The following is a 13790-nucleotide window of genomic DNA, read 5'->3' as shown; positions in this document are numbered from 1 at the left end:
CTCGTACGGGTTCGTCGGCTGGGTTATTGCGCCTTGGCGGGCAGCACCCGCAGGCTGGTGTAGTTTTTTTCGGCAAACGCGGTACCCAGCGATGGCGCCTGCACATGCAGGTACCAGGCGCCGGCTTCGGCCAACTGCAAGGGCGCTTCGTAGAACCCTTCACCGAGTTCCTTGACTTCGCTGGTCATGGCCCGCGAAGACGGCGCGAGGAAGTAGCGCAACGACAGGTCACGCACGCCAGGGCGCGGTGCGCCGCTGCCTTCGACCAGGCGAAAGCGCGCCACGAACGGGTTGCCCTGCTGCACCGTCGGCTTGTCGTTGAGAAACTCCACACGCGGTACCTGATGGCGCGGCGCGTTCGGCGACTCGGCTACCTGGGTGCTGAAGCAGTGGATGATCTGTGGCTCGTTGAGCAGGAAGGCCACGTCGAAATTGCCCGCTGCCGGCAGCTTCACCGTCGAGCTGTAGACCCCCGGGGTCACCTCGCGCAGGCTGCGGTCGATGACCAGCGCGGCGCGCGCGCTGTGCCCACGGTTGGCGTAGCCGGACATTGGCGCGTTCATGCCCTCGGCATAGAAATACGTGGTGTTGTCCACCGGGTTGACCACGAACACCGAGTTCTCGTCGCGTGCGCTGGTCAGGCCTTGGGCCAGCGGCAGGTCGCCGGCCTGGCGCGGCGCAGCGGGCCCGGCATCAAAGCCCTGGATGATTGGCTGGCGGCCCTGGCCCAGGGTCGACAGGTTGATCATGGTGACCTTCGGCGAAGCCAGCCCGCGAATGTAGGCGTAGGCCTGGGTGAAGGTCACCTGGTACGGCTCGGCAGACACTGCAAGGCTGTGCACCAGGCTGTCGTTGCTGGCGTCAATCACCACCGCGCGATTTTCCAGGGTATTGAGGACGATGCCGAAACGCCCGTCCTGGCTGAAGCGCATCGGCCCCAGCCCTTGCTGGGCCTGGATGCGCTTGCGCAGGGTATGGCTGCGGGCATCGATCACGCTGATGCTGCCATCACGCCCATCGGCCACATACACCGCCTGTGACAGCGCCGAGTAGGCGACCGACAACGGGTGCGGCCCGACCTTGAGCGACTGCACCTGTTTCAGCTCGGCGCTGTCGATCACGCTGAGCGTGCCGCTGTCGCGGTTGCTGACGAACACGTAGCGCGAGTCTTCGCTGAAGGCGATTTCATGATGGCCGCCGCCCGTGGCGAAGAACTTCACCGGAGTGCGGCTTTGCGTGTCGATGGCGGTCACGCCGCTGTGGGCGTCATCACTGGCATTGTTGCCCACCCACAACAGGCGCTGGTCCGGTTGCAGCGCCACGCGCACCGGCTGGCGGCCTGCGGGCAGGTCGGCGACGTGCTGGAAGGTCGCGGTATCAACCAACGCCACCTTGCCCACCTCGGGCAGCGACAGGTACACCTGCTTGTCATCGCGGCTGGCTACCCAGTCCATCGCCGGGGCGCTCAGCTCGATGCGCGCCAGGGTGCTGGTGACGCCGCCCACCGACACCGACGGGTCGATCACTGTCAGGCTGGCGTCCTTGTTCAGCACCAGCAGGAAGTAGCTGTTGAGGTCCAGCAGTGGCCGCGCGCCGATGCTGCTTTTGAGGAACAACGCCACCCGCGCCTTGCAGCTCTTGTCGCGGTCCTTGGCAGCATCGCCGGTCAGCGCCGGGTCGATCCAGGCGCCCGGTGATACCCCGGACAACGGCTGCCCCGAATTCTGCTCGGTGACCCGGAACAGCACATTGGCATAGCCGCCCTCGACCAGTTCCTGGTTTCCGGCCAGGGGCCGGGCTTCGAACTCCACGGTAATGCCGTCGCGGCTCAGGCGATGGGCCGCCTCGGGCTGTGCCTGCGTCAGCGCATCACGAGGGTCACACCAGAGGCTTTCATAAGCCACCCCCAGGCCCATCAACAGCACGCCAGTGAGCATGCCCAGGTACAGCGGTCGATTCTTCTTGATCATGGCGCGTCCCCTTCCCTTTTACTGCGCTGGTGGCGTTGCCGGTGGTGCTTCATTGGTGACCCGCAAGATCCCCCACAGCCCAGAGACGTTGCCGTAGGCGGCATAGTCGCGGAACAGGTAGTCCCCCAGGACCGCATTGCCGCCCCCGGCGCTCGGGTGCATGAAACTGAAGTGCGCGGCCGGCAATACGCTCTCCTGGGCGCCGATGTACATCGCTTGCGGGTTGTAGCCAAAGCGCACCGAACCGATCCCCGGCTGGCTCATCGGGTAGCCACCGGTGTCGGACTTCTCCGCCTGGTAGGCATGCAGCGGCCACAGGTGCCCGTCGAGCTGGTAGGTCACCCCTCGGCTACCGCCGCTGGGCATCAGCACGTGGGTACGGAACGGCTGCCCGGGCTTGGCCCAGAGCACCGGCGTTTGCGGGTCGCCACCGACCAGGCTGTTGCTGTAGGCCATATGGGCGTTTGGCACATCGGCCAGGCCATGGCCGTCGGCATGGCCGAACGGCGCATCCGGCGGCAGGCCGAAGCGGAACCACAGCGGCTCGGACTTGTAGTTGATGCTCATGCCGGAGTTGTCTTTCGGGTCGCCCGGCACACCATTGCCTTCGGTGCCGATGCCTTCTACCGGCCGGCCGTCCGCCCAGCGCATGTTCACCGCGCGCTGCCAGACCGTGACGAAGTCGCGGTAGGCGGTCTGCCCGCTCGCTTGCACGGTGGCCGAGGCGCGGCTGGCGCCGTCTTCGGTCCAGGTGGCGGCTTGCGGCAGGATGCTCATGGCACCCACCAGGCCTTTCTGCGGCTGCTTGATCAGGTCTGCCGGGGTCAGGTTGAGGCCGCCGAATTCGATGGCCGTGGTGTTGATGTTGTCGACACTGCGGCCCAGTTGCAGCACCGGCTTGCCTTCACGCTCCAGGTGCCCGGCGTAGTACTGGAACACCTTGTTCGGGTAGGCGCCGCTGTTGCCAGCGCGTGGCGGTACAGTCTGCACCGGGTTCTGGCCGACGTTGACGCCGTCCGACTTGGTGATGTCGTAGGCCAGCAGTTGGGCGTGCAGCCCGACATGGCTGGAGGGGCGCATCAGGTTGTTGTTGAATGCCGTGGAGCCTTCGCCGCCGTTGCGATCACGCTTGACCACGTTCTGCATCACGGCGGTGCTGGCCAGGTCAGGCATCACCACCGGCAGACGGTTTTCCAGGGTCACGTTGATGCAGTCGCCGGCACCGGCGCGCAGCACCAGTGGCTCGATGGGTACACCGGCCTTGAGCTTGCCGCTGACCGGGTCGAGGTCGGCCTTGCGCACATAGAGGATCGCGGTCGGGTCATGCAGCGGGCCGCTGTGGCCACCGAGGGTGAACACCTCGCCATCCTCTTCGTCCACCACCGTCACCTGCGCGATATTGGTGGCGCGGCTGTTGTACACCAGGGTGCCGCCATTGGCCTTGAGCGGGCCGCCGACGTGCTGGCCGATACCGCCCGGGTCGGTCAGGCTGACGTTCAGCGAGTTGCCGAGAATGTCATTGGCCAGCGCCGCGACCACTTCATAGTTGCGCTGCACGGTAGGCCGGGTGCCAATGCCGTTCGGGTTGGCGGTGTAGCGTGGGCAGATCCCGTCGAATGCCACGGTGTTGCGCGCGGCCATCGGCTTGGGGTTGTTCGGCAGCGCGAACAGGTCGCTGCGGCTGGCGGTGTAGTTGCGCATCACCCCCCAGACCCCGTTCCAGTAGCCTTCCAGCGAGGCGTCCAGCGAGTACATGTAGTCACCGGTGGTGGTCGCGGAACTGGAGATCATCGCCACGGGTGCCATGAAGCCCAGCTGTTCGGAGATGCCGACCATCTGCGAGGCCTTCCAGCCCGAGTTGGAGCTGCTGCCGAAGCCCGAACCGCTTTGCAGCCATTTCACCCCGTGCAGGGTCACGTTGTGTTCCTCTTCATGACCACCGGCGTGCATGCGCAAGCGCACGTTGTCACCTGAATAGGTCCGCAGCATCGGGGTGAACGGGTCACCCGGCTCGCTGCCGCCCTTGTTGATGTGCGGCGGGAACAGCGTGGTGCCACCGGTAGGCCCGACTGCCGAGGTTATCGCCGACGGCGCCAGGTTCATCGCAGGGATCACCCGGTCGGTGCGGCTTTGCATGGCGAAGGCCAGGTCACCCGGCAGGCCGTCGGCCTGCATCCCGCGCTTGCCATCCGGCGCCGTGCGGTTCGGGTCGTAGATACGCAGGCCCAATGGCTCGTTGCGGTAGTTGACGACGAACATGCCGGGGTCATCCACCGAGATCGCTTGCGGGCATGGCCGGGTCGGGCAGCCGGGCGCCAGCCCGCCACGCGACTCGACGACCGCTTCAAGCAGGTTGGAGGCCATCTGCCGCACGGGCGGGTTGATGGCGAAGCGGAAGCTTTCGGCGGTGGCCGGGTAGGCTTGCGCATTCGGCTTGCCGTCTGGCCCGGCGCCCACGTACACGCCCGCTTCATAGGCATGCTGGAAGTCGGAGAACTCCAGGAAGAACTCGCGGTAGCTGTCGTTCTTGCCGTCGTTGTCCAGGTCACCGGCAGCGATCACCGCCTGCCACGAGGTCGGGCCGCCATCCTGGCGCAAGGCCGGGTTGTACAGCTGCTCGCCCGTCTCGGCGTGGTACCAGGTGGAACCGGCCGGCTCGGCCAGCACGGTGGCGTACAGGCCCAGTTGCTGGTGGGTCGATGGGCCAAGGTGGTCGTGGGTGAAGATGGTGCCCAGGCCCCGGTCGATATTGTTGATGTTGATCACCGGGTCGGTGAACCAGCGCTGCATGGCAGTGCGCGCACCCATCCAGTCGGCGCGGCCGTAGCGTCCGAAGTACGGGTGGGCCTTGGCCACCGGACAGGCCGGCGTGCCTTCACGCGGGTCGCTGGCGGTGCATTGGTTGTACTCGCGGATGGCATCGATACGCTCGACCACGGTGCCGGGCGAGAGAATGCCGTCCTCGTAGTTCCAGCCATTGGACGAGCCATCGGCGGCGGTCAGGTCCCACTTGGGCAGGTGGATATGCTGGCCGATCACGTCGGTGGGGGTGCGCACCTGGTAGTCGTCCATCTCGTAGTACGAGGGGATCAGGTTGGTGTGCTGGTACATCACGCAATCGAAGGTGTTCATGCGCATCACCAGCGGCTCAGGTGGGCGCTGCTTGTTGATCACCGCCCAGGCGTCTTCCCAGAGGCTGATGATCCGCGCTTGCGGGAAGTGGTAGCCGACCTTGTTGTACACCGCGTCGAACTGGATGTTCGCGCCTTTGTAGATGCGCGGACGATCAGCAGTGAACGGCGAGGCGCCGGTAAAGCTCATGCCGTCCATGCGCTCGCCGCTGTGGAACTCGCCGGTGCCGGCGGCCTGGGTCAGGCGCTTGGCGCGGTCGTCCATGCAGGGTTCGTAATACGGTGCGCCCGCCACCGGCAAGGCGCCATTGGTGCGGAAGTTGCGCGCCACCAGCTGGTTGCCGGGCAGCAGCGCGTAGCTGGGGTGCTCAAGCTTCGAGTGGTAGACCATCGCCGCCTGCTCCACCTCGGTGCCCTCTTCGGGCATGTACACCGGCTTGGCGCGGATAATCTGCTTGGAGAAATCGAGTGCGGTGGTGGTGGTGATTGCTTCACCGCCGGCCGCCACGCCGTCCAGCGCATGGCGCGGCAGGCCGCCGTCCCAGCCGCCGACCTGGGCCGGGTCGAGGTTGGCCCACAGCGCCTTGCCGCTGTCGCGCAGGCTGCGTGCCTGCTCCGGGGCGAGCATGTCCAGTGGCGGGGTTGGCGGGCGTTGGCCGACGGTGCTTTCCATGCCGCCGATCCAGAACGGATAGCCAGGGTTTTTCAGGGTGCCATCGGCGTTGCGGTTGGTGTCGCTGCGGTCTACCAATACCACCGAACCGATGGCCTGCAAGCCGCCCTCGTTGTGGTGGCCACTGTCGTCGTCACCCTCCTCTTGTTCATCGTCATCGTCGTTCTCGGCGACCAGGGTTTCAGCCATTTTCGGGATTACCGCGACCTTGCCCGGCATCGGCGCCATGGCCTTGCCAGGCAGCGGCACGATGGCCGGGATCGGGGTGCCGGCGATGATCTCGCCATCGGGCAAGGCCCGTGCACCAGGCACCGGCTTGCCGCTGCGCAAGGCCCAAGGCTGGGTGTGGTAGCCATCGTTACCCTGCTCGGACACCTCCAGCCGGGTGCCTTCCTCGAACACATCGTGCACCCGCCACATGCTCCACATGCCCTGGGCAAAGTGCGGGTAGAAGTGGCAGTGATAGATGGCGTCACCGGCTACCCGGTTGCGGTTGCCCGAGCCGCCATTGGCGATTTCGTAGGTGTAGCCAACGCCTGGGCCGATGCCCTGGGCGTCGACATAGTCGGAGTTGTCGTCATTGGGGTTGAACAGCCACTGATGCCCGTGCAGGTGGAAGATATGCTGCTCGTGGCCATTGTGGCTGTTGCGGAATTTGACGAAGTCGCCAATGTAGCTGTGGTTGACGTTGGCCGGCTCCGAGGGGTACAGCGCCATGCTGGCCTTGACCCCGACGTCCTTGCGGTCCGGCACTTCGCCGGGGCGGATGTTCTCCAGGCCGACGTTGGCCGGCACGTCCACCAGCATCGCCACATCGCCCACGGTGTGCGAGCTGAGGAAAAACTCTTCATAGGCGCACGACAGGCAGTCGTGCATCGGCCCCACGCCCAGGCGGTTGGCCACCACTTCGGCGCCCATGCCACCGGAGCCATAGTTGATCATGAACGAATCGCGCGCCGGCTCCAGCACATGGCCCATCACCGGGTCGGCCCAATAGCCGGGGAACGCCTGGCTGACAGCGGCTTCATCGGTGAAGATCGAGGCGAAATCGCGAAACGGCTCCAGCCGGTTGGGCAGCGCCGGGTTGCGCTTGCCGATGCTCTCCAGCGGGTAGGTCGACGGCGGGAAGCTGCCATCGGTGTTGGGGCCCATGACAATCGCGTCGGCTTCACTGGAGATGATTTCGCTGCCTTCGACCATCGCCAGGATCGGCATGCCCGCCTTGCCTTCAGTGATCCACGGCTCGCGCTGCGGGTAACGGGCCTGGTAGTCGACCACGGGTTGCCCGGTGGGGGCGCGGCCAGTGGTGCTCAGGCGCATCTCTTCTTCGGTCAGGGTATTGCGGTAGGTGCGCCCGGCCTTGGGGGTGACGATCACCTGGCCGAACAGGCCGTTGGCGACGTTGCCGGCACCGCCTTCGCCGCCGAACGTTGCGCCCTTGCTGGTCGCCGCAAAAGCCCCTTCACGCTCGGCAAACAAGGTGTAGGAGCGGGTGTTGCCGGGGGCGACGAGGAAGTTGCCGTTGCGCCCGGTGAAGGCGGCAATGTCCTGGATACCGTTCACTGCTTGCAGGCCGTTGACCTGGAAGCCGACGTGGCGGTCAGTGACCTGGTCGTCGACCACTGATTCCAGTGCTTCGTCGGTCAGGTGCTTGTTCGGGTTGGCCTGGTAGGCCAACAGGTTCTGCAGGTTGATGGTCAGGCAGTCGCCTGCCGCCACCCGCAGCACCAGGGGCCGTGGGCGCTTGTCGGGGCGCAGCGAGACTTTGCCGGGGACGGCGGCGCCGCCCTTGCTCAGCGGCACGTTGCGCGTGTCGACCACGTCGCGGCGCAGGGCGAACATCATGCCGTTGGGGTTCTGTGCGCCGAGGCGGTTGAACATCATCGGCTGGTCGAGCGCGACGATATTGGCAACCAGGGTGCGCTCGCAGCGCACGGCGGCTTCGGCGAAGGATTCCAGGCCGAACAAGGTGGTGACAAGGATCAGCAACTGGGTCAGGACAGTGCCTTTGACTGGGCTCATCGTGGCGTGCCTCAGGAGTGCGCGGTGGGACGTTTAAGGAGTCTCTGCAAGGCTCGCGCCAGAATATTTTTGTGCTTTTAATCAGGTAGTTATGGAGGAGTGTTAAGGAAATTGGGGATTGGGGCCGGGGGCTTTCCCCTTAGTTGGGGGTGGGGTTTTGGGCCCCATCGCCGGCAAGGCCGGCTCCCACAATGGCCAAGCTCACACTTCAATCCTGTGGGCGCCGGCCTTGCCGGCGATTGCAACGACACAAAGCTAAAGCGGCGCATCCACTGCCATCCCCTGCAACCGCCGGTACTGGCGCAGCACACTCGGCACATAGCGCCGGGTTTCGGCAAATGGCGGCACCACCTTGCCCCGGCTCATCACCGCATCGGGACCGGCGTTATAGGCCGCCACTGCCAGTTCGATGTCGTTGTCGAACAGGGTCAGCATCTTTTTCAGGTAACGCGCCCCGCCTTGCAGGTTGGACGCTGGGTCCAGCACGTTGTCGACCCCCAGTTCCCTGGCCGTGTCCGGCATCAGTTGCATCAACCCGGCGGCGCCCTTGGGCGAGCGCGCATTGGGGTTGTAGCGCGACTCCGCCTGCACCACTGCATGCAGCAGGGCCTCGGGCAGGTCGTTGGCCTGGGCCGCAGCGGCGATCAACTCGGCATAGGGCATGCCGGCAATCAACTGCGGTTGCGCGGTGACCGCCACGGCCGGGCCGGGCTCGGCGATCACCTTTTGATAGTGCCGGCCGGGCCGGTGCACGTTGGACAGCACATAGCTGCCCGTGGCGGAAATCGAGATGTACACATCGGCCTGGGCCGGGTTGCCTGCGGCCAGCCAGGCCAGCAGTGCGGTGGTCAGAATGCGCATGTTGCCGCCTCCCCGTTGCTTCCCCAATTAGTGGGGGTTATCCCCCGCCTGGCGAGGTTTTCAGGGGTTAACGCAAGCACTGTGCCGTCTGCCGGCCCTTGCCCCACAAGGCCCGGCGCAGACGCGCACGGCATTTGCATAAAAGCTTGCAGGCACACACCGGAGGGCCTGGGCATGAACAACAAACGCCGTGATCAACTCGGCTTCACCCTGCTGGAACTGTTGGTGGTGCTGGTGGTGCTGGGCCTGCTGGCCGGCATCGTCGCCCCCAAGTATTTCGCCCAACTTGGCCGTTCCGAGGCCAAGGTGGCGCGGGCGCAGATCGAAGGTTTGGGCAAGGCGCTGGACCTGTATCGCCTGGAGGTCGGGCATTACCCCTCGACCGAGCAGGGTTTGCAGTCGCTGGTGGCAGCCCCCAGCGACGAAGCCCGCTGGACCGGGCCGTACTTGCAGAAGAAGGTGCCGCAAGACCCATGGGGGCATGCCTATGTCTACCGCTACCCGGGTGAAAGCGGCGAGTACGACCTGCTCTCGATGGGCAAGGATGGCCAGCCCGGTGGCGAAGGCGAGAATGCCGAGATCACCAGTTGGCAATAGCCTTCCCGGCATTGGCCACTGACCACCTGTGGGGCATTTCATCAATGGAGCCAGCCCATGCGCTATCAACTCAAAGCCCTCGGCAAGTCCGGCATCGTTGCCCTTGAGCTGGAAGCCCAGGACCCTGCCCAGGCCCGCGAACTGGCCGAGCAACAAGGCCTGCGCGTGGTCAGCCTGCGCAGTGCGCGGCGCTTCGGCCAACTGCGCTGGCGGCGCCGCGAGCACTTCGACCTGGTGCTGTTCAGCCAGGAACTCACCACCCTGCTCAATGCCGGCCTGCCGCTGATCGACGCCTTGCAGAGCCTGGCCGAGAAAGAAACCGCGCCCCAGGCGCGCAAGACCCTCGACCAACTGGTGCGCCTGCTCTACGAGGGCAAGTCGTTCTCCCAGGCGCTGGGGCAATTGCCGGCAGTGTTCCCCACGCTTTACGTGGCCCTGGTGCAGTCCAGCGAGAAAACCGGCGCCCTCGCCGAGGCCCTGGGCCGCTACGTTGCCTACCGCCAGCGCATGGATGAAGTGCGGCAAAAGATCGTCAGCGCCTCGATCTACCCGCTGCTGTTGTTGCTGGTCGGTGGCGGCGTCGTATTGTTCTTGCTGGGCTATGTGGTGCCGCGCTTCAGCCTGGTGTTCGACGGCCTGGGCAGCAACCTGCCGTGGCTGTCGCAGGTGTTGATGAATGCCGGCCTGTTCCTGCATGCACACCAGTTCGAATTGATGAGCGCCAGCGTCGCCAGCCTGGTGGCGATGACCGTGCTGCAACGCCAGCCCGCCGTACGCCGCTGGATCAGCCGGCAGTTGGAGCGCCTGCCGGCCCTGCATCGACGCCTGGTGATGTATGAGCTGGCGCGCTTCTACCGGTCACTGGGGATTTTGCTGCAAGGCGGCATTCCGATCCTGACCGCGATGGCCATGGCCCGCGGCCTGTTGACCACGGCGGCGGCCGAACGGCTGGACCAGGCCTGTGAGCGGGTGCGCGAAGGCTTGTCGTTGTCGGCTGCCCTGCAGGCGGGTGGGTTGGTCACCCCGGTGTCCCTGCGCCTGCTGCGCGCGGGCGAGCAATCGGGCAATGTCGGGCAGATGATGGAGCGCAGCGCCGACTTCTATGACGAAGAAATCGGACGCTGGATCGAGTGGTTCGTGCGCCTGTTCGAGCCGCTGCTGATGACCTTTATCGGCCTGCTGATCGGGGTGATCGTGATCTTGATGTACATGCCGATCTTTGAGTTGGCATCAAGCATTCACTAGCAATCAAACCGATCCACCGCCCGCCGCCGCTCATTGTCATCACGCATGTCGTAGTTGGCGGTGGTCTGGATGTTGCTGTGGTGCGCCAACTTCTGGGCAATCGACAGGTCATGCTCCTCGATCACCCGGGTGATGAACGAGCGGCGAAAATCATGCGGCATGATCTTCACCCCCACCTGCTGCCCACGCTGGCGGGCAATGTAGTAGATCGCATGCTTGGTGATCCGCTCGCGGGTGATGTGGCTGCCACGACGGATGCGGTTGAACAGGAAGCTGTCATCGCCCTGCCCCTCGGGCAACTGCGCACGCCGAAACGCCAGCCAGGCATTGAGCGTGTCGAACGCCCAGGTCGGCGCGTACTTGATCAGCTGCTTGTTGCCCTTGCCGAGCACGTGCAGGCTGCGCTCGGCAAAGTCGATCTGCGCCAGGTCCAGGTTGACCGATTCGGACTTGCGCATGCCGGTCCCGTACAACAAGGCGATCACCGCCGCATCGCGCAGGCCTTGCGGCCGCGGGTCGGCAGCACACACCGCCATCAGTTCGCGAATCAGTGTGCGCTTGAGGTTGCGCCCGCTGGGCAAGCGCGTGCCCTGCCCCGGCTTGACCGAGCGGATCCGCATCAGTTGGTCCTGGCTGATCAGGCCCAGGCGCCAGGCCTCGTTCATCACCCCGCGAATTGCGTTTACATACAGCGAACTGGTGTTCGGTGCGTAGCCATCGGCGCGCAATGCAGCCACCAGCGAGGTGATGTACCCGGGCTCAAGCAGGTGCCAGGGGATGTCGGCTATATCGGCGTCTTCGAAACCGAGGCGGTCGGCGGCATCCTGGAGGACGTACTTCATGGTCAACTGGCTGGAGGGCGCCAAGCGGGCCAGGTACTGGAGCAGCGGGTTTTGCAGTGAACCGGGCAAAACGGGGAATCCTTGCGACGGACAGGGGGGCGTGATGGTACCTCAAACATCTATGGGATGCGGTCAGCGATCTCTGTGGGAACAACTGCCTTGCCGCAATTTCTGTGGGAGCTGGCCTTGCCAGCGATTGATTACGAAACAATCACAGGTTTTGGCTGCTAGTGCTGGCCCCATCGCTGGCAAGGCCAGCTCCCACAGAGCGTGTGGACACCTCCGTGTAGAGCCGGCCCTACACGGAGTTTGCTTACTTGTGCGCCTTGAGCTTCAGGTACGACTGATGCAAGTCCACCGCCCAGCCGTCGAGTACGGCCTTCACATCATCGGCAGTCATCACCTGGCTGTCGTTTTCCAGCGGCTTGCCGCTGCCCTTGCGCACCACCTGCGCCAACACCTTGTTGTTGCCACCGTCAAGGAACTGCGCCTCGGTGGCGATATCGGTTTCCTGGTCACGAATCCCGCTCGCGGTACTCACGGCGGCCGCCACCAGGGCAATCGGGATCACCTCATAGGGCTTCAAGCCTTCAGTCTTGCTGCTCACTGCGGTGATCGCCGGGCGAACCACAATTACCCCTGGCCCCGGCCCGTTGGCCAAGGTCAGCGACTTGCCCAGCTCACGCTTGAGCGCCGCGTCGTAGTAGCGGGTAATGCCATTCAGCGTGGTTTGCGGGATTTTGTCGGTCGGCTGCGGCTTGGGGTAGAACTGGCTCGGCTCGACATACACGCTGGAGTAACGGGCCAGATCAAGCTTCGGGTCGATCCAGCGCATCACCGTCGCACCCGACGGCGACTTGTCTTCCTTCAATTGGCTGTAGTCGTGCAGAAACCCGGAATACTCCTCAGGCTTGACGGTGCTGCTTGAGCAGCCCGCCAAACCAAGCCCGGCGAGACACAAGGTACCGACGATCAATGCATGCTTCATGCTGACACTCCATGGCGCAGAAAAGGGCCCTGTAGGTATAGGCCACAGTTGCCCAGCCAGCCAACATACCGTCAACAGGAAACGATTCTGGCTTCATTGACGCTTTGCTCGCGCCTACGGTGGCAGCGCAATTCACTACGCACAGGAGGTGCGCAATGCCAACCCCAACGCTACCCGAAGCACGCAGTTTTACCGGCAAACTCTATTCCCTCACTCCCGGCGGCTATCAACTGGTTTCCATGAGCGTGCCGATGAATGAACTTCAGAGCCAGTACACGGATGGATGGCTGACCCTGAATCATGACGGCATAGCGTTTCGCTTCAACTATCGAGACACCAAGGATGGCCACCCGCGCTATTCGGTCACGGCGCAGATCCCCAACAACGCACACGATGGGGGCCAGCTGGAAATCAGTCGCAATGGCTATCTCGGGCTGTACAAAGTGTCGACGAACGACCAGCTCTGGCATGTCCTGCCAGACTCCCGCAACCTCCCCGACGCCAAGGCCTTGCTCAAGCAAACCCGCTGGTCCGAGGTGTTCGGCAACGACCCCGAGGAAGAGCGCCTGAAAGAGTGCCTGAAAGAGTGCCTGATCCCCGTGCTCATGCATTGCGACCAGGGCCGAAGCATCAAGCTGATGGCGGACGAGCCCTACCTGAGTACCACTGAAGGCAGCGAGCCGAGGCTGTTCATCGATATCGAAGGCGAGCTGTGATCATGCCCGACAGCAGCAGCCAGGTAGGCTAGAGTTGCAAGGCCATACTCCGACGTGAGGCACCATGGCTTTTCACAAACTCACCCATACCCATCCGCGCCTGAGTGCAGCCATCCTGCTCGGCTGCCTGAGCGGCGCACTCGCCCCCACCGACGACCTCGTGCAACGCATCCTGGTCGGCTGGAACGTCGGGGTCTGGCTCTACCTGCTGCTGGTGCTCTGGCTTACCTTGCGCGCAAGCCCCGAACGGGTGCGCAAGGTGGCCTGCATCGAAGATGAAAACGCCGGGCTGGTGCTGGTTACCGTGAGTATCGCGGCCATCGCCAGCCTGGCTGCCGTGACCCTGCAACTGGTCGGCAGCCAGGGCCTGGCGCCCTCCGTGCGGGCACTGCACTACGCCTTTACCGCCGTGACCATCGCCGGCTCCTGGCTCGTGATTGGCGTGGTGTTCAGCCTGCATTACGCCCGGCTGTTCTACAACGACGGCGCCAAGGAGCCGCTGCTGCGCTTCCCCGAAGGCGAATGCAACCCGGATTACTGGGACTTCCACTACTTCTCGTTCACCCTGAGCGTTGCCGTGCAAACCTCGGATATTGGCGTGGCCGGGCGCGGGCTGCGCAAGGTGGTGCTGGCGCAATCGTTGATCTGCTTTGTGTTCAATACGGCGATCCTGGGCTTCACCATCAACATTGCGGCTGGCCTGTTGAGCTGATCGGGAAAGGGTTCTGAACGCCATTGGCACAAC

At 64.4% G+C, this 13790-nt stretch carries 9 protein-coding genes; 4 read left to right on the top strand and 5 right to left on the bottom strand.

Translation table 11 applies throughout. From position 1 onward, the window contains the following. Positions 1-23: 23 nt before the first annotated feature. The 3 genes from M5G11_RS06755 to M5G11_RS06745 all read right to left on the bottom strand — a co-directional run bounded on the left by M5G11_RS06755 (position 24) and on the right by M5G11_RS06745 (position 8657). Positions 24-1970 carry a YncE family protein gene (locus M5G11_RS06755; RefSeq protein ID WP_273911214.1) on the bottom strand — a complete coding sequence of 649 codons (1947 nt, stop codon included), beginning with the start codon at positions 1968-1970 and terminating at the stop codon, positions 24-26. Positions 1971-1988: 18 nt separating this feature from the next. Beyond that, positions 1989-7796, bottom strand: coding sequence for a manganese-oxidizing multicopper oxidase MnxG (gene mnxG, locus M5G11_RS06750; RefSeq protein WP_273911213.1), 5808 nt, complete (start codon positions 7794-7796; stop codon positions 1989-1991). A gap of 255 nt (positions 7797-8051) precedes the next feature. After that, positions 8052-8657 (bottom strand): lytic transglycosylase domain-containing protein, encoded by a 606-nt coding sequence (locus M5G11_RS06745; RefSeq protein ID WP_273911212.1) that lies wholly within the window; start codon positions 8655-8657, stop codon positions 8052-8054. 174 nt (positions 8658-8831) lie between these two features. On the opposite strand from M5G11_RS06745, the gene gspG reads away from it, so the two are divergent. After that, positions 8832-9254: a type II secretion system major pseudopilin GspG gene (gspG, locus tag M5G11_RS06740; protein ID WP_273911211.1), complete on the top strand. Its 423-nt coding sequence runs from the start codon at positions 8832-8834 to the stop codon at positions 9252-9254. A gap of 57 nt (positions 9255-9311) precedes the next feature. Further along, positions 9312-10499: a type II secretion system F family protein gene (locus M5G11_RS06735; RefSeq protein ID WP_273911210.1), complete on the top strand. Its 1188-nt coding sequence runs from the start codon at positions 9312-9314 to the stop codon at positions 10497-10499. Here the strand turns inward: M5G11_RS06735 and M5G11_RS06730 are convergent. Both M5G11_RS06730 and M5G11_RS06725 read right to left on the bottom strand, forming a co-directional pair. Next, positions 10496-11341, bottom strand: coding sequence for a site-specific integrase (locus M5G11_RS06730; protein ID WP_420793817.1), 846 nt, complete (start codon positions 11339-11341; stop codon positions 10496-10498). The genes M5G11_RS06735 and M5G11_RS06730 overlap by 4 nt on opposite strands. Positions 11342-11654: 313 nt before the next feature. Next, positions 11655-12329: a DUF3313 domain-containing protein gene (locus M5G11_RS06725; protein WP_273911208.1), complete on the bottom strand. Its 675-nt coding sequence runs from the start codon at positions 12327-12329 to the stop codon at positions 11655-11657. Between the two features lie 155 nt (positions 12330-12484). Between M5G11_RS06725 and M5G11_RS06720 the strand changes: the two genes are divergently transcribed. Then, complete coding sequence (locus M5G11_RS06720) at positions 12485-13045, top strand: protein-tyrosine phosphatase family protein (RefSeq protein ID WP_273911207.1); 561 nt, start codon at positions 12485-12487, stop codon at positions 13043-13045. 64 nt (positions 13046-13109) lie between these two features. Next, positions 13110-13757: a DUF1345 domain-containing protein gene (locus tag M5G11_RS06715; protein ID WP_273911206.1), complete on the top strand. Its 648-nt coding sequence runs from the start codon at positions 13110-13112 to the stop codon at positions 13755-13757. The last annotated feature ends 33 nt before the right edge of the window (positions 13758-13790 follow it).

Origin of the sequence: Pseudomonas fontis (genome assembly GCF_028656955.1) — a bacterium.
Classification (GTDB): domain Bacteria; phylum Pseudomonadota; class Gammaproteobacteria; order Pseudomonadales; family Pseudomonadaceae; genus Aquipseudomonas; species Aquipseudomonas fontis.
The sequence above is the reverse complement of the archived record's forward strand: the minus strand, read 5'-3'. Positions and strand labels throughout refer to the sequence as shown.